This window comes from Pseudomonas sp. V88_4, assembly GCF_029967985.1.
GTDB classification, from domain to species: domain Bacteria; phylum Pseudomonadota; class Gammaproteobacteria; order Pseudomonadales; family Pseudomonadaceae; genus Aquipseudomonas; species Aquipseudomonas glycinae.
In genome coordinates this window covers 525,050-541,069 of sequence record NZ_JASCAF010000001.1, presented here as the reverse complement: position 1 = coordinate 541,069, position 16,020 = coordinate 525,050, and the positions used below count along the sequence as shown (strand labels likewise).

The following is a 16,020-nucleotide window of genomic DNA, read 5'->3' as shown; positions in this document are numbered from 1 at the left end:
GACGCATCGTCCGCCGCGCGACGCGCTACAATGGCGGCTTTTACCGATCATGAGGTGTGCGCTTTGACTGCTCCAGGTCCTTTGAATTCCGCTGCGGGCTCGCTTTATGTGGTGGCGACGCCCATCGGCAACCTGGATGACATCAGCGCGCGGGCGTTGAAGATCCTGCGCGAGGTGGCGCTGATCGCCGCCGAAGATACGCGCCACTCACAGCGCCTGATGCAGCACTTCGGCATCTCCACACCGCTGGCGGCCTGTCATGAACACAACGAGCGGGATGAAGGCAGTCGCTTCATTACCCGTCTTTTGGCAGGTGACAACGTCGCGCTGATTTCCGATGCCGGCACGCCGCTGATTTCCGATCCCGGTTATCACCTGGTGCGTCAGGCGCGTGCCGCCGGGATCAATGTGGTGCCGGTGCCAGGTGCGTGCGCATTGATCGCGGCGTTGTCGGCTGCCGGTTTGCCATCCGACCGTTTTATCTTCGAAGGCTTTCTGCCGGCCAAGGCCGTGGGGCGCAAGGCGCGTCTGGAAGCGATCAAGGAAGAGCCGCGCACGCTGATTTTCTACGAGGCGCCGCATCGCATTCTGGAATGCCTGCAGGATATGGAGGCAGTGTTCGGTGCTGATCGTCCGGCATTGCTCGCTCGTGAAATCACCAAGACTTTTGAAACCCTCAAGGGATTACCGCTGAGTGAATTGCGGGCATTCGTCGAGGCCGACAGCAATCAACAGCGCGGCGAATGCGTTGTGGTGGTGGCGGGCTGGACTGCGCCGGAATCCGAAGACGCTGTCAGCGGCGAGGCGATGCGCATCCTCAACCTGTTGCTGGAAGAGATGCCGCTCAAGCGCGCGGCGGCTCTGGCGGCGCAAATCACCGGTGAGCGCAAAAACGTGCTGTATCAGGTTGCGCTGGATCAGCAAAAAGACGCGTAACCCGTCGCGCAGACCGGTTTGCGGGCTATTAGCGCTTGTTCTTCGGCCGCTCTGCCGTTAACCTGCGCGGCGGAGAGTCGATCGGACAGTCGCTGCCCTCTATGAAAATTAGGGGGGGGAGGAAAGTCCGGGCTCCATAGGGCGAAGTGCCAGGTAATGCCTGGGAGGCGTGAGCCTACGGAAAGTGCCACAGAAAATAACCGCCTAAGCGCTTCGGCGCCGGTAAGGGTGAAAAGGTGCGGTAAGAGCGCACCGCACGTCTGGCAACAGTTCGTGGCTAGGTAAACCCCACTTGGAGCAAGACCAAATAGGGTCCCAAGGCGTGGCCCGCGCTGGGACCGGGTAGGTTGCTAAAGATGTCCAGTGATGGCCATCGTAGACGAATGACTGTTCAAGACAGAACCCGGCTTACAGATCGACTCTCCACCTTTTTCTTTTCCCTGCTTGAATTAAAGGCGACAGGGCTGTTTATTATCAGCAGGCCTGCGCTGGAAACCGGCAGCGGCAAGCGCAGTAATAGCCATTTCCCACCTTGCTTCAATCAACAGCAGAAGCGCTTTTGTAATACCGAAAAAATCTTACTCTTAACAAATCACTTTAACTTTCGAGCGCAGCTTTCAGTGCTGCTTCAAGTTATTGGATAAAAGCATCCGCCAGATTCTCGTTACTCCTCCTTTTATGCTCCTAAATCTCCGTTCTGTAAGGGTTTTCCTTTAATCCGCGCCTTGACGGTGTGGTGGGCGCATTCCTATAGTGTGCGCAAGTGGCGGAAAGTGGCATGAAGTGGGTTTTTTGAGCTCAAAACGATAAAAATTGGAGAAACGCAAACGTGTTTCGCGGAGCTAACGCTATCAGTCTCGACGCAAAGGGCCGTCTCGCCATGCCGAGCCGGTACCGTGACGAGCTCGATTCGCGCAGTTCCGGCCAGTTGATCGTGACCATTGATGCCGTTGATCCGTGTTTGTGTGTCTACCCGCTCGATGAGTGGGAAATTATTGAAACCAAGTTGCGCGCGCTTCCTTCGCTTCGCGAAGAGAACCGTCGTCTGCAACGCTTATTGATTGGTAATGCCGTTGACCTCGAGCTCGACGGCAGTGGGCGTTTCCTGGTGCCGCCACGTCTGCGCGAATACGCGAAGCTCGACAAGCGCGCGATGCTGGTGGGCCAACTGAACAAGTTCCAGCTGTGGGACGAAGATGCCTGGAACGCGGTTTCTGCCGCTGACCTGGCTGCCATACAACAACCGGGCGCCATGCCTGACGAACTGCGTGATCTGATCCTGTGACTATTGATAGCGGCTTTAACCACATCACCGTACTGCTTGACGAAGCCGTCGAGGCTCTCGCCGTACGTCCTGATGGTTGCTATCTGGACGGCACGTTCGGACGCGGCGGGCATAGCCGGTTGATCCTGAGCAAGCTCGGGCCGGACGGTCGGCTCATCGGATTCGACAAGGATCCTCAAGCGATTGCCACCGGGCAAACGCTAGCGGCCGAAGACGGCCGCTTTGTCGTTGTACAGCGCAGCTTTGCCGAGCTTGGTTCGGTGGTTGCCGAACAGGGGCTGACAGGCAAGGTCAGCGGCATTCTGCTGGATCTGGGCGTGTCTTCGCCGCAGCTCGATGACGCCGAGCGCGGCTTCAGTTTCCTCAACGACGGCCCGCTGGACATGCGCATGGACCCGTCCCGTGGCATCAGCGCAGCCGAGTTCGTCAACACCGCGTCGGTGGAAGAAATTGCCCGTGTCTTCAAAGAGTACGGCGAAGAACGTTTCTCCGGTCGCATGGCCCGTGCCGTTGTCGAGCGCCGTGATGTCACGCCGTTCGAGCGCACCGCCGATCTGGCCGAAGTCCTGAAAGTGGCCAACCCGGCGTGGGAAAAGGGTAAGAACCCGGCAACCCGCGCTTTCCAGGGGCTGCGCATTCATGTCAACAATGAGTTGGGCGACCTGGAAGCAGGGCTTGAAGCCGCGCTCGAATGCCTGGAAGTGGGCGGCCGTCTGGTCGTGATCAGCTTCCACTCGCTGGAAGACCGTATTGTCAAACTGTTCATGCGCAAGCTGGTGAAAGGCGAAGCCGACAACCTGCCGCGCAATCTGCCGGTTCGCCACGTTGCGTTTGAACCGAAAATCAAAGTCCATGGCAAAGCGCAGACGGCCTCCGACGCCGAACTCAAAGCCAACCCACGTTCTCGTAGCGCCGTCATGCGTGTCGCGGAGAAGTTGCGGTGAGCAAGCTTTTCGCCAAGCCATTGCCCGGCGGCAGCTTTTTCATGCTGCTCCTGTTCATTGGCGTGCTCGTGTCGGCCATCGGCGTGTCTTACAGCGCCCACTGGAATCGGCAGTTGCTCAACACCCTGTACAACGAACTGAGCGTGCGCGACAAGGCGCAGGCCGAATGGGGGCGCCTGATCCTCGAGCAAAGTACCTGGACCGCCCACAGCCGGATTGAAGTGCTGGCCACCGAACAACTGAAGATGCACATCCCCGGCGCGGCTGACGTGAAGATGGTGGCGCCATGATGAAACTCGAAGGGGCACTCTTCCCGTGGCGCTTCCGTCTGGTGGTTGGTCTGCTGGGCATGATGGTGGCCGCGATCTGCTGGCGCATCATCGACCTGCAAGTGGTGGACCGCGACTTCCTTAAAGGCCAGGGCGATGCGCGCAGCGTTCGTCATATTCCTATTCCGGCGCACCGTGGCCTGATCACCGACCGTAATGGCGAGCCGCTGGCCGTCAGTACGCCGGTGACCACCCTGTGGGCCAACGCCAAGGAAATGCAGGCCGCCAAAGAGAAGTGGCCGGCACTGGCCGCCGCGCTGGGGCAGGATCCGAAAGCCCTGGCCGAACGTCTCGAAGCCCAGGCCAACAAGGAATTCATTTATCTGGTGCGCGGGCTGACCCCCGAGCAGGGCCAGGCCGTGCTCGACCTGAAAGTGCCGGGCGTCTATGGCATCGAAGAGTTCCGCCGGTTCTACCCGGCCGGTGAAGTGACAGCGCACATGGTCGGGTTCACCGATATCGATGACCACGGTCGTGAAGGTGTCGAACTGGCCTACGACGAATGGCTGGCCGGCGTGCCCGGCAAGCGGCAAGTCATCAAGGATCGGCGCGGTCGGCTGATCAAGGATGTCCAGGTCACCAAAAACGCCAAGGCCGGCAAGCCCTTGGCGTTGTCGATTGACCTGCGTCTGCAATACCTGGCCAACCGCGAACTGCGCAACGCGATCATCGAGAACGGCGCGAAAGCCGGCAGTCTGGTGATCATGGACGTGAAGACCGGCGAGATCCTCGCCATGGTCAACCAGCCGACCTACAACCCGAACAACCGTCGCAACCTGCAACCGGCGATGATGCGTAACCGCGCGATGATCGACGTGTTCGAACCCGGTTCGACCATGAAAGCGATCTCGATGAGCGCCGCGATCGAAACCGGCCGCTGGAAACCGAGCGACACCGTCGAGGTGTACCCGGGCTCCCTGCAGATCGGCAAGTACACCATCAAGGACGTATCGAAGACGGAAGGTCCGGTACTCGACCTGACCGGCATTCTGATCAATTCCAGTAACGTCGGCATGAGTAAGGTCGCGTTCGATATCGGCGGCGAAACCATTTTCCGCCTCGCACAGAAAGTCGGCCTCGGCCAGGACACCGGCCTCGGCTTCCCGGGCGAACGTGTCGGCAACCTGCCGAACTACCGTGAGTGGCGCAAGGCCGAGACTGCAACGCTGTCATACGGCTACGGTATTTCGGTGACCGCGATCCAGTTGGTGCACGCATTCTCGGCGCTTGCCAACAACGGTCGCCTCGCACCGCTGACCCTGATCAAAACCGACAAGGCGCCGCAGACCACCCAGGTGCTGCCGGAAGCCGTCGCCAAGACCATGCAAGGCATGCTGCAACAAGTAATCGAAGCCCCGCGCGGCGTGTTCCGTGCGCAGGTGCCGGCGTATCACGTGGGCGGCAAGTCCGGTACTGCGCGTAAAACGTCGGTCGGCACCAAGGGCTACGCCGAAAACTCTTACCGCTCGCTGTTCGCCGGTTTCGGCCCGATGAGCGATCCACGTTATGCAATCGTCGTGGTGATCGATGAACCGACCAAGGCCGGTTACTTCGGTGGTCTGGTCTCGGCGCCGGTGTTCAGCCGTGTGATGTCGGGCACCCTGCGCCTGATGAACGTCACCCCGGACAACCTGCCGACCACACAACAGGCCAACGCCACCCCGGCCGTTCCGCTGAAAGCCAATGGAGGGCGCGGCTGATGTCTCTGAGTCTGAACAAGATTTTCCCCCACGCCGGCCACGATCTGTTGATCCGTGAACTGGCGCTCGACAGTCGCAATGTACGCGCGGGGGACCTGTTCCTCGCGGTGCCGGGCGGCAAGTTCGACGGTCGTGCGCACATTGCCGACGCCTTGCAGCGCGGTGCTGCCGCCGTGGCCTATGAAGTGGAAGGCGCCACCGTGCTGCCGATCACCGAAGTGCCGCTGATTCCGGTCAAAGGCCTGGCAGCGCAGCTGTCGGACATCGCCGGGCGTTTTTACGGTGAGCCAAGTCATCACCTGAACCTGATCGGCGTGACCGGCACCAACGGCAAGACCAGCGTCACCCAACTGGTGGCGCAGGCGCTGGATCTGCTCGGCCAGCATTGCGGCATCGTCGGCACCCTCGGCTCCGGTTTTCATGGCGCGCTGCAAAGCGGCCTGCATACCACGCCGAATCCGATTGCCATGCAAGCGACCCTGGGCGACCTGAAAAAGGCCGGCGCCAAAGCCGTGGCCATGGAAGTTTCGTCTCACGGTCTGGATCAGGGACGGGTTACCGCGCTGGCGTTCGACGTCGCAGTGATGACCAACCTGTCCCGCGATCACCTGGATTATCACGGCACCATGGAGTCCTACGCTGAAGCGAAGGCCAAGCTGTTTGCCTGGAATGACTTGAAGTGCCGCGTGGTCAACCTCGACGACGATTTCGGCCGGCAGCTTGCCGCTGAAAAACGTGAGTCGCGACTGATCACTTACAGTCTGCTTGACAGCAGCGCCTATCTTTATGTGCGTGAAGCGCAGTTCGATGACCATGGCGTGCGAGCCACGCTGGTCACGCCGCAGGGCGAGCATCATCTGCGCAGCACGCTGCTCGGTCGTTTCAATCTGAGCAACGTGCTGGCCGCCGTCGGTGCGCTGCTCGGTCTCGATTACGCGCTCGACGAAATTCTTAAGGTATTGCCGAAACTCGAAGGCCCGGCCGGACGCATGCAGCGTCTCGGCGGCGGCACTCAGCCGCTGGTGGTGGTCGATTACGCGCATACCCCGGACGCCCTGGAAAAAGTGCTGACCGCGTTGCGTCCGCACGTCAAAGGTCAACTGCTGTGCCTGTTCGGCTGCGGCGGTGATCGCGATCGCGGCAAGCGTCCGCTGATGGCCGAAGTGGTCGAGCGTCTGGCCGACCGCGTGCTGGTGACCGACGACAATCCGCGCACCGAAGACCCGGCGGTGATTTTCGATGACATCCGCGCCGGCTTCACGGCTGTGGATAACGTGACGTTCGTGGCTGGCCGTGGCCAGGCCATCGCGCAACTGATCGCCGGCGCTTCGGCCGACGACGTGATTGTCCTGGCCGGCAAAGGTCACGAGGACTATCAGGAAATCAACGGCGAGCGCCACGCATTCTCTGATCTGGTCGAGGCGGATCACGCCCTGACCGCGTGGGAGGTGGCCCATGCTTAAGGCCCTGAAACTCAGCGAACTGACCAACGCGCTCGACGCCCGTCTGATCAGCGCCGACGCCAGTTTTGACGGCGTGAGCATCGACAGCCGCGCGATCAAGGCTGGCCAACTGTTTATCGCCCTGACCGGCCCGCGTTTCGACGGTCATGACTATCTGAATGAAGTCGCCGCCAAAGGCGCCGTTGCGGCATTGGTCGAGCGCGAAGTCGCCGACAGCACGCTGCCGCAATTGCTGGTCAAGGACACCCGTCAGGCCCTCGGCCAGCTGGGTGCCTTGAACCGTGCCGCGTTCACCAAACCGGTCGCGGCCGTTACCGGCTCCAGCGGCAAGACCACGGTCAAGGAAATGCTTGCGAGCATCCTGCGCACGCGCGGTTCGGTGCACGCGACCCGTGGCAACCTGAACAACGACCTCGGCGTACCGCTGACCCTGCTCGAACTTGCCCCGGAACACAGCGCGGCGGTGATCGAACTGGGCGCCTCGCGTCTGGGTGAAATCGCCTACACCGTCGGGCTGACCAAGCCCCACGTAGCGATCCTCAACAACGCCGGCACCGCTCACGTCGGTGAGTTCGGCGGGCCGGAGAAAATCGTCGAAGCCAAGGGCGAAATCATCGAAGGGCTGGCTGCTGATGGCGTCGCCGTGCTGAACCTCGATGACAAGGCGTTTGGTATCTGGAAGACCCGCGCTGCCGGTCGCAAAGTGCTGACTTTCGCATTGAGCAACACTCAGGCGGACTTCCATGCCAGCGACCTGGCCACCGATGCCCGCGGCTGCCCGGCGTTCAACCTGCACAGTCCTGAAGGTGTGGAACGGGTTCAACTGAACCTGCTCGGCACCCACAACGTCGCCAACGCCATGGCCGCCGCCGCTGCCGCCCACGCTCTGGGCGTGTCGCTGTTCGGCATCGCCACCGGGCTTGGCGCGGTACAACCGGTCAAGGGTCGCACCGTCGCGCAACTGGCGAAAAACGGCATGCGCGTGATCGATGACACTTACAACGCGAACCCCACCTCGATGTGCGCGGCCGTTGATATACTCGCCGGCTTTTCCGGCCGCACCGTTCTGGTGCTCGGGGATATCGGCGAGTTGGGCGACTGGGCGGAGCAGGGGCACCGCGACGTGGGCGAATACGCCCGGGGCAAGGTTTCCGCGCTATACGCCGTCGGGCCGAACATGGTCCACGCCGTGAACGCATTCGGCAAAGAGGCGCATCACTTCGGCACACAGGCCGAACTGATCCAGGCCCTCGCCGCCGAGCAGGACACAAACACCACCATTTTGATCAAGGGTTCGCGCAGCGCAGCGATGGAAAACATCGTTGCGGCCCTGTGCGGGACCAGTCTGGAGAAACATTAATGCTGCTGCTGCTAGCGGAGTATCTGCAACAGTTCTACAAAGGCTTCGCGGTCTTCCAGTACCTGACCCTGCGCGGGATCCTCGGTGTGCTGACCGCGCTGGTCTTGTCGCTGTGCTACGGCCCGTGGATGATCCGCACCCTGCAGAACCGTCAGATCGGCCAGTCCGTTCGTAACGACGGCCCGCAATCGCACCTGTCCAAATCCGGTACGCCGACCATGGGTGGCGCGCTGATTCTGTCGTCCATCGGCGTCAGCACTTTGCTGTGGGCTGACCTGAGCAACCGCTACGTGTGGGTCGTGCTGCTGGTGACCCTGCTGTTCGGCGCCATCGGCTGGGTCGACGACTACCGCAAGGTCATCGAGAAGAACTCTCGTGGTCTGCCGAGCCGCTGGAAATATTTCTGGCAGTCGGTGTTCGGCCTCGGTGCGGCGATCTTCCTTTATATGACTGCTGCCACTCCGGTGGAAACCACCCTGATCCTGCCAATGCTCAAGGACTACAGCATTCCGCTGGGCGCAGGCTTCATCGTGCTGACCTACTTTGTGATCGTCGGTTCGAGCAACGCGGTCAACCTCACCGACGGCCTCGATGGCCTGGCGATCATGCCGACAGTGATGGTCGGTGGTGGCCTTGGCATCTTCTGCTACCTGTCGGGTAACGTGAAATTCGCTGAGTACCTGTTGATCCCTTATGTACCGGGCGCAGGCGAGCTGATCGTGTTCTGCGGCGCGCTGATCGGTGCCGGCCTGGGCTTCCTGTGGTTCAACACCTACCCGGCGCAAGTCTTCATGGGTGACGTCGGCGCACTGGCGCTGGGCGCTGCCCTGGGCACCATCGCGGTGATCGTCCGTCAGGAAATCGTCCTGTTCATCATGGGCGGCGTGTTCGTGATGGAAACCCTGTCAGTCGTCATTCAGGTTGCGTCCTTTAAGCTGACCGGTCGCCGTGTGTTCCGCATGGCGCCGATTCACCACCACTTTGAACTCAAGGGCTGGCCCGAGCCGCGCGTGATCGTCCGTTTCTGGATCATCACCGTGATTCTCGTGCTGATCGGCCTTGCCACCCTGAAGCTGAGGTAGAACGAGTGTCTCTGATCGCTTCTGACCACTTCCGCATCGTTGTCGGCCTCGGCAAGAGCGGCATGTCCCTGGTTCGCTTCCTGGCGAACCGGGGCGTGGCGTTTGCCGTGGCCGACACGCGGGAAAATCCACCGGAACTGGCCACGCTCCAGCGTGACTATCCGCACGTGGAAGTGCGTTGTGGCGAGCTGGACGTCGAGTTCCTGTGCCGTGCCGACGAGCTCTACGTGAGCCCCGGCCTGGCGCTGGCGACCCCGGCCCTGCAAGCCGCCGCGGCCCGTGGCGTGAAGCTGTCCGGCGACATCGAGCTGTTCGCGCGTAACGCGAAGGCGCCGATTGTGGCCATCAGCGGTTCCAACGCGAAAAGTACTGTCACCACCCTGGTCGGCGAGATGGCGGCTGCGGCCGGCAAGCGCGTGGCGGTGGGCGGCAACCTTGGTACGCCGGCGCTGGATCTGCTCAGCGATGACGTCGAGCTGTACGTGATGGAACTGTCGAGCTTCCAGCTGGAAACCACCGACCAGCTCAACGCCGAAGTGGCGACCGTGCTCAACATCAGCGAAGACCACATGGATCGCTACAGCGGTCTGCCGGCCTACCACCTGGCCAAGCACCGGATCTTCCGGGGTGCGAAGCAGTTCGTGGTCAACCGTCAGGACGCATTGACCCGTCCGCTGATGGGCGAGGGCCAGCCGTGCTGGACCTTCGGCCTGACCCAACCGGATTTCAAGGCGTTCGGCCTGCGTGAAGAGAATGGCGAGAAATACCTGGCCTTCGAATTCCAGAACCTGATGCCGGTGCGTGAACTGAAAATTCGCGGCGCCCACAACCAGTCCAACGCCCTGGCGGCGCTGGCGCTCGGCCACGCGGTCGGGCTGCCGTTCGACGCCATGCTCGCGGCCCTGCGCACGTTCGCCGGTCTTGAACACCGTTGCCAATGGGTGCGTGATCTGGACGGCGTCGGTTACTACAACGATTCCAAGGCCACCAACGTTGGCGCCGCACTGGCGGCCATCGAAGGCCTGGGCGCGGACATCAACGGCAAGGTCGTGCTGATCGCCGGTGGCGACGGCAAGGGTGCCGACTTCAAGGACCTGCGCGATCCGGTGGCGGCTCATTGTCGCGCCGTGATCCTGATGGGCCGCGACTCCGACAGGATCGGCGAAGCCATTGGCGATGCCGTGCCGCTGATTCGCGCCACTACGCTGGTCGACGCGGTCGCCCAATGCCGCGCCGCTGCCCAACCGGGTGACGTGGTGCTGCTGTCGCCGGCCTGCGCCAGTTTCGACATGTTCAAGAACTACGAAGACCGTGGTCACCAGTTCGTCCGCGCCGTGGAGGATCTGGCATGAGCTTGAGAAACATCATCAAGCCATACCCGTCGCCGCTCATTACCGGACGCGGAATCGACCTCGACTTCCCGATGCTCGCCGGTTGCCTGGCGTTGCTCGGTCTGGGCCTGATCATGATCGCCTCGGCCTCCACCGAAGTGGCGGCCGTGCAGTCGGGCAGCCCGCTGTATTACATGATTCGTCACCTGATCTACGTGGTGCTCGGCCTGGGTGCGTGCATCGTCACGATGATGATCCCGATCGCCACCTGGCAGCGCCTGGGCTGGATGATGCTGATCGGTGCGTTCGGTCTGCTGGTGATGGTGATCATTCCGGGGATCGGCCGTGAGGTGAACGGTTCGATGCGCTGGATCGGTTTCAGCTTCTTCAACGTGCAGCCGTCCGAAATCGCCAAGGTGTTCGTGGTGATTTACCTCGCCGGTTACCTGGTGCGTCGCCAGAAAGAAGTGCGCGAGAGCTGGATGGGCTTCTTCAAGCCGTTCATCGTGCTGTTGCCGATGGCGGGCCTGTTGCTGATGGAGCCGGACTTCGGTGCCACCGTCGTGATGATGGGCGCGGCGGCGGCAATGCTGTTTCTTGGCGGGGTCGGGCTGTTCCGGTTCTCGCTGATGGTGGTGCTGGCGGTGGCGGCGGTGGTGTTACTGATCCAGATGCAGCCGTACCGGATGGCGCGTCTGACCAACTTCGCCGACCCGTGGGCCGACCAGTTCGGTGCCGGTTATCAGTTGTCGCAAGCCTTGATCGCGTTCGGTCGCGGCGAGTGGCTGGGCGTCGGCCTGGGCAACAGCGTGCAGAAGCAGTTCTATTTGCCGGAAGCGCACACCGACTTCGTGTTCTCGGTGCTGGCCGAAGAGCTCGGCGCCGTGGGTTCGCTGTGCACCGTGGCGCTGTTCGTGTTCGTGTGTATTCGCGGCATGTACATCGGTCTGTGGGCCGAGAAAGCCAAACAGTTTTTTGCCGCTTATGTTGCCTATGGTCTGTCGTTCCTGTGGATCGGCCAGTTCCTGATCAACATCGGCGTGAACGTCGGCCTCTTGCCGACCAAGGGCCTGACCTTGCCGTTCCTCAGTTACGGCGGCAGTTCCCTGGTGATCTGCTGCGCCTGCCTTGGCCTGTTGCTGAGGATCGAGTGGGAGAGCCGGACCCACCTGGGCAGTGAAGAGATGGAATTCCATGAGAGCGACTTCGCCGAGGAGCCGAACCATGGGCGCTAACGTATTGATCATGGCCGGCGGCACCGGTGGCCATGTGTTCCCGGCGCTGGCCTGTGCCCGCGAATTCCAGGCGCGCGGCTACACCGTGCACTGGCTCGGCACGCCGCGCGGGATCGAGAACGATCTGGTGCCGGCGGCAGGTATTGAACTGCACCGCATCAACGCCACTGGCCTGCGTGGCAAGGGCAAGCTGTCGCTGCTCAAGGCGCCGTTCATGCTGCTGAAATCGGTGTGGCAGGCGCGGGCGATCATTCGCCGCTTGCGGCCGGTGTGCGTGGTCGGATTCGGCGGCTATGTGACCGGCCCCGGTGGTCTTGCCGCCAAACTGGCCGGCGTGCCGGTGATCGTTCATGAGCAGAACGCCGTGGCCGGCACCGCCAATCGGTTGCTGGTGCCGTTCGCCGCCCGGGTGTGTGAAGCGTTCCCCGACACCTTTACCCTGTCGGACAGCCGCCGTACCACCGGTAACCCGGTGCGCAGCGAGCTGTTCCTCGAAACACCGCGCCCGGCTTTGGCCGGACGCAAGGCGCGTTTGCTGATCCTGGGCGGAAGCCTGGGCGCAGAGCCGTTGAACAAGTTGCTGCCTGAAGCCCTGGCACAAGTCGCTGCCGACTTGCGTCCGGAAGTGTTCCATCAGGCGGGCAGAAACCACGATGAAGTGACTGCAGAGCGCTACCGCGCCGCCGGCGTGGACGCGCAGGTGCAGCCGTTCATCAAAGACATGGCCCAGGCCTATGGCTGGGCTGACCTGGTGGTGTGCCGCGCCGGCGCATTGACCATCAGCGAACTGGCCGCCGCCGGTCTGCCCTCGATGCTGGTGCCCTTGCCCCACGCGATCGACGATCACCAGACCCGCAACGCCGATTATTTGGCCCGTGAAGGCGCTGCCTTCCTGATGCCGCAAAGAACGACTGGCGCCGCGGACCTTGCCGCGCGCCTGACAGAGGTCTTGATGCAACCGCAACGACTTGAACAAATGGCCCAAGCGGCCCGCCGTCTGGCGAAACCCGAAGCCACCCGTAGCGTGGTCGATACCTGTCTGGAGGTGGCCCATGGTTGAGAATCAGAAAGCCATGCCGCAACCGGAAATGCGCCGCATCCGTCGCATCCACTTCGTCGGCATCGGCGGTGTGGGCATGTGCGGTATTGCCGAAGTGCTGCTGAACCTGGGCTATGAAGTGTCAGGTTCGGACCTGAAAGCTTCGCCGGTGACCGAGCGCCTGGAATCCTTCGGTGCGCAGATCTTCATCGGCCACCGTGCCGAGAACGCCGCTGCCGCCGATGTGCTGGTGGTGTCGAGCGCCGTCAACACGTCCAACCCGGAAGTCGCGACTGCGCTGGAACGCCGGATCCCGGTGGTGCCGCGTGCCGAAATGCTCGCCGAACTGATGCGCTACCGCCACGGCATCGCCGTCGCCGGTACTCACGGCAAGACCACCACCACCAGCCTGATCGCTTCGGTGTTCGCGGCCGGTGGCCTGGATCCGACCTTCGTCATCGGTGGTCGTCTGAATGCTGCGGGCACCAATGCCCAGCTCGGCACCAGCCGTTACCTGATCGCCGAAGCCGATGAAAGCGACGCAAGCTTCCTGCATCTGCAACCGCTGGTGGCCGTGGTCACCAACATCGACGCCGACCACATGGCGACCTACGACGGTGACTTCAACAAACTGAAGAAAACCTTCGTCGAGTTCCTGCACAACCTGCCGTTCTACGGTCTGGCGGTGATGTGCCTGGACGATCCGGTGGTGCGTGAAATCCTGCCGCTGGTCAAGCGTCCGACCGTGACCTATGGCTTCAGCGAAGACGCCGACGTGCGCGCGATCAATGTTCGTCAGCAGGGCATGCAGACCTTCTTTACCGTGTTGCGCCCTGATCGCGAGCCTCTTGATGTGTCCGTGAACATGCCGGGCAATCACAACGTGCTCAACTCCCTGGCGACCATCTGCATCGCCACCGACGAAGGCGTCAGCGACGAGGCCATCGTCCAGGGCCTGTCCGGGTTCCAGGGTGTCGGCCGCCGTTTCCAGGTCTACGGCGAACTGCCGGTGGACGGCGGCAACGTGATGCTGGTCGACGACTACGGTCATCACCCGACCGAAGTGGCAGCAGTCATCAAAGCCGTGCGTGGTGGCTGGCCGGAGCGCCGTCTGGTGATGGTCTACCAGCCGCACCGTTACAGCCGCACCCGCGACCTGTACGACGATTTCGTCAATGTACTGGCCGATGCCAACGTCCTGTTGCTGATGGAAGTCTATCCGGCCGGCGAAGAGCCGATCCCGGGGGCCGACAGCCGCAAACTGTGCAACAGCATCCGCCAGCGCGGTCAGCTCGATCCGATCTACATCGAGCGCGGCGTCGATCTGGCGCCGCTGGTCAAGCCGCTGCTGCGCGCCGGCGACATTCTGTTGTGCCAGGGCGCCGGTGATATCGGCGGCCTCGCACCGAAACTGTTGAAAAGCGAGTTGTTCGCCGGTGCCGTGGCGGCGTCGGTCGAGGGGAAGTTGAAATGACTGCTGCCTACGCCAACCTGTTCTCCACCATTGCCCCGAAGGACTTCGGCCGGGTGGCCGTGCTGTTCGGTGGCCTGAGTGCCGAGCGTGAAGTCTCGCTGAAGTCCGGCAACGCCGTGCTCACCGCGCTGCAAAGCGCGGGTGTGGACGCGTTCGGCATCGACGTCGGCGCCGATATCCTGCAGCGGCTGCTGAGCGAAAAGATCGACCGTGCGTTCATCATCCTCCACGGTCGCGGCGGTGAAGACGGCAGCATGCAAGGCCTGCTCGAAGTGGCCGGCATTCCGTACACCGGCAGTGGCATCCTGGCTTCGGCGCTGGCGATGGACAAGCTGCGCACCAAGCAGGTCTGGCACACGCTCGGGATTCCGACGCCGCGTCACGCCGTGCTGCGCAGCGAGGCCGATTGTATTTCGGCGGCGACGGAACTGGGCTTCCCTTTGATCGTCAAACCGGCGCATGAAGGTTCAAGTATCGGGATGGCCAAAGTGACTTCCGCGTCCGAGTTGATCGACGCATGGAAAGCGGCCAGTACCTACGATTCGCAAGTGTTGGTCGAGCAATGGATCCACGGTCCCGAGTTCACCATCGCCACCCTGCGTGACCAGGTGTTGCCTCCTATCGCCCTGGGTACGCCACACACGTTCTACGACTACGACGCCAAGTACATCGCCAACGATACCCAGTATCGGATTCCGTGCGGGCTCGATGCCGCCAAGGAAAAAGAACTCATGGACCTCACGGCGCAAGCCTGCGAGGCATTGGGTATCGCCGGTTGGGGCCGGGCGGACGTGATGCAGGACGCCGACGGCAAATTCTGGTTCCTGGAAGTCAACACCGCTCCCGGCATGACCGATCACAGCCTGGTACCGATGGCGGCGAAAGCGGCCGGTCTGGATTTCCAGCAACTGGTCCTGGCCATTCTGGCCGCCAGTGTCGATGCCGACGGCAAGAAAGAGGCGCGAGGTTAAGACCATGCAAGGCGCACAGCTCAGACATCAGCCACCCGCACCCGGCCGCAAGCCGGTGCCGCGGGGTGCCAGCCGAATGGTGGCCAAAGAGCCGATGTCCGCGCGCCTGCCAAAAGCCAACTTCGGCTTTTTGAAAGGTCTGTTCTGGCCGGTGCTGCTGGTGGCCCTGGGGTTCGGCACTTACGAAGGCGCGCAGCGATTGCTGCCGTACGCCGACCGGCCGATCACCAAGATCGCGGTGCAGGGCGACCTGAGTTACATCAGCCAGCAGGCGGTGCAGCAGCGAATCGCCCCGTACGTGGCGTCGAGCTTCTTCACCATCGACCTGGCGAGCATGCGCACCGAGCTTGAGCAGATGCCGTGGATCGCCCACGCCGAAGTACGTCGGGTGTGGCCGGACCAGGTGGTGATCCGCCTCGAAGAGCAACTGCCGGTGGCCCGCTGGGGCGACGAGTCGTTGCTCAATAACCAGGGCCAGGCGTTCACGCCCAAGGAACTGGCGAACTACGAACACCTGCCGCAGCTGTTCGGTCCGCAGCGGGCCCAGCAGCAAGTGATGCAGCAATACCAGGTGCTGAGCCAGATGCTCCGGCCATTGGGCTTCTCGATTGCGCGGCTGGAGCTGCGTGAACGTGGCAGCTGGTTCCTGACCACCGGTGCCGGCAGTTCCGGCCCCGGGATCGAGCTGCTGCTGGGACGCGGCAACCTGGTGGAAAAGATGCGCCGCTTCATTGCCATCTATGACAAGACGCTCAAAGAACAGATTACGAACATTGCGCGCATCGATCTGCGCTATGCCAACGGCCTCGCTGTTGGCTGGCGGGAACCAGTAGCGCCGACGACAGCCCAACCCGCTGTCGCAAAGAATTAA

14 protein-coding genes and 1 other RNA gene are annotated in these 16,020 nt (G+C 62.2%); all 15 read left to right on the top strand.

From position 1 onward, the window contains the following. Positions 1-30: 30 nt before the first annotated feature. The 15 genes from rsmI to QLG12_RS02365 all read left to right on the top strand — a co-directional run bounded on the left by rsmI (position 31) and on the right by QLG12_RS02365 (position 16,020). Positions 31-936, top strand: a complete 906-nt coding sequence (rsmI, locus tag QLG12_RS02435) for a 16S rRNA (cytidine(1402)-2'-O)-methyltransferase (RefSeq protein ID WP_197868414.1) — start codon at positions 31-33, stop codon at positions 934-936. 73 nt (positions 937-1,009) lie between these two features. Further along, positions 1,010-1,363: RNase P RNA component class A (gene rnpB / locus QLG12_RS02430), an RNA gene on the top strand. 402 nt (positions 1,364-1,765) lie between these two features. Beyond that, positions 1,766-2,221, top strand: a complete 456-nt coding sequence (gene mraZ, locus QLG12_RS02425; RefSeq protein ID WP_007917012.1) for a division/cell wall cluster transcriptional repressor MraZ — start codon at positions 1,766-1,768, stop codon at positions 2,219-2,221. Positions 2,222-2,223: 2 nt separating this feature from the next. Continuing rightward, on the top strand, positions 2,224-3,165 hold the full coding sequence (gene rsmH, locus QLG12_RS02420; protein ID WP_197868570.1) for a 16S rRNA (cytosine(1402)-N(4))-methyltransferase RsmH: 942 nt from the start codon (positions 2,224-2,226) through the stop codon (positions 3,163-3,165). After that, positions 3,162-3,455 (top strand): cell division protein FtsL, encoded by a 294-nt coding sequence (gene ftsL, locus QLG12_RS02415; protein ID WP_007956777.1) that lies wholly within the window; start codon positions 3,162-3,164, stop codon positions 3,453-3,455. Before rsmH ends, ftsL begins: the two co-directional genes overlap by 4 nt. Continuing rightward, complete coding sequence (locus QLG12_RS02410; RefSeq protein WP_197868571.1) at positions 3,455-5,194, top strand: penicillin-binding protein 2; 1,740 nt, start codon at positions 3,455-3,457, stop codon at positions 5,192-5,194. Before ftsL ends, QLG12_RS02410 begins: the two co-directional genes overlap by 1 nt. Next, entirely contained in the window at positions 5,194-6,657 is a 1,464-nt protein-coding gene (locus QLG12_RS02405) for a UDP-N-acetylmuramoyl-L-alanyl-D-glutamate--2,6-diaminopimelate ligase (RefSeq protein WP_282473813.1), read from the top strand. Before QLG12_RS02410 ends, QLG12_RS02405 begins: the two co-directional genes overlap by 1 nt. After that, on the top strand, positions 6,650-8,017 hold the full coding sequence (murF, locus tag QLG12_RS02400; protein WP_282473812.1) for a UDP-N-acetylmuramoyl-tripeptide--D-alanyl-D-alanine ligase: 1,368 nt from the start codon (positions 6,650-6,652) through the stop codon (positions 8,015-8,017). The genes QLG12_RS02405 and murF overlap by 8 nt, the downstream gene beginning before the upstream one ends. Next, positions 8,017-9,099 (top strand): phospho-N-acetylmuramoyl-pentapeptide-transferase, encoded by a 1,083-nt coding sequence (gene mraY / locus QLG12_RS02395; protein ID WP_015096766.1) that lies wholly within the window; start codon positions 8,017-8,019, stop codon positions 9,097-9,099. Before murF ends, mraY begins: the two co-directional genes overlap by 1 nt. A gap of 5 nt (positions 9,100-9,104) precedes the next feature. Further along, positions 9,105-10,451 (top strand): UDP-N-acetylmuramoyl-L-alanine--D-glutamate ligase, encoded by a 1,347-nt coding sequence (gene murD / locus QLG12_RS02390; protein ID WP_282473811.1) that lies wholly within the window; start codon positions 9,105-9,107, stop codon positions 10,449-10,451. 2 nt (positions 10,452-10,453) lie between these two features. Beyond that, positions 10,454-11,665, top strand: coding sequence for a putative lipid II flippase FtsW (gene ftsW, locus QLG12_RS02385; protein ID WP_197868572.1), 1,212 nt, complete (start codon positions 10,454-10,456; stop codon positions 11,663-11,665). Continuing rightward, positions 11,655-12,725 carry an undecaprenyldiphospho-muramoylpentapeptide beta-N-acetylglucosaminyltransferase gene (gene murG / locus QLG12_RS02380; RefSeq protein WP_039766246.1) on the top strand — a complete coding sequence of 357 codons (1,071 nt, stop codon included), beginning with the start codon at positions 11,655-11,657 and terminating at the stop codon, positions 12,723-12,725. Before ftsW ends, murG begins: the two co-directional genes overlap by 11 nt. Further along, positions 12,718-14,178 carry a UDP-N-acetylmuramate--L-alanine ligase gene (murC, locus tag QLG12_RS02375; RefSeq protein ID WP_011335862.1) on the top strand — a complete coding sequence of 487 codons (1,461 nt, stop codon included), beginning with the start codon at positions 12,718-12,720 and terminating at the stop codon, positions 14,176-14,178. Before murG ends, murC begins: the two co-directional genes overlap by 8 nt. Then, on the top strand, positions 14,175-15,149 hold the full coding sequence (locus QLG12_RS02370) for a D-alanine--D-alanine ligase (RefSeq protein WP_064383956.1): 975 nt from the start codon (positions 14,175-14,177) through the stop codon (positions 15,147-15,149). The genes murC and QLG12_RS02370 overlap by 4 nt, the downstream gene beginning before the upstream one ends. A 4-nt stretch (positions 15,150-15,153) precedes the next feature. Continuing rightward, positions 15,154-16,020, top strand: a complete 867-nt coding sequence (locus QLG12_RS02365; protein WP_007956757.1) for a cell division protein FtsQ/DivIB — start codon at positions 15,154-15,156, stop codon at positions 16,018-16,020.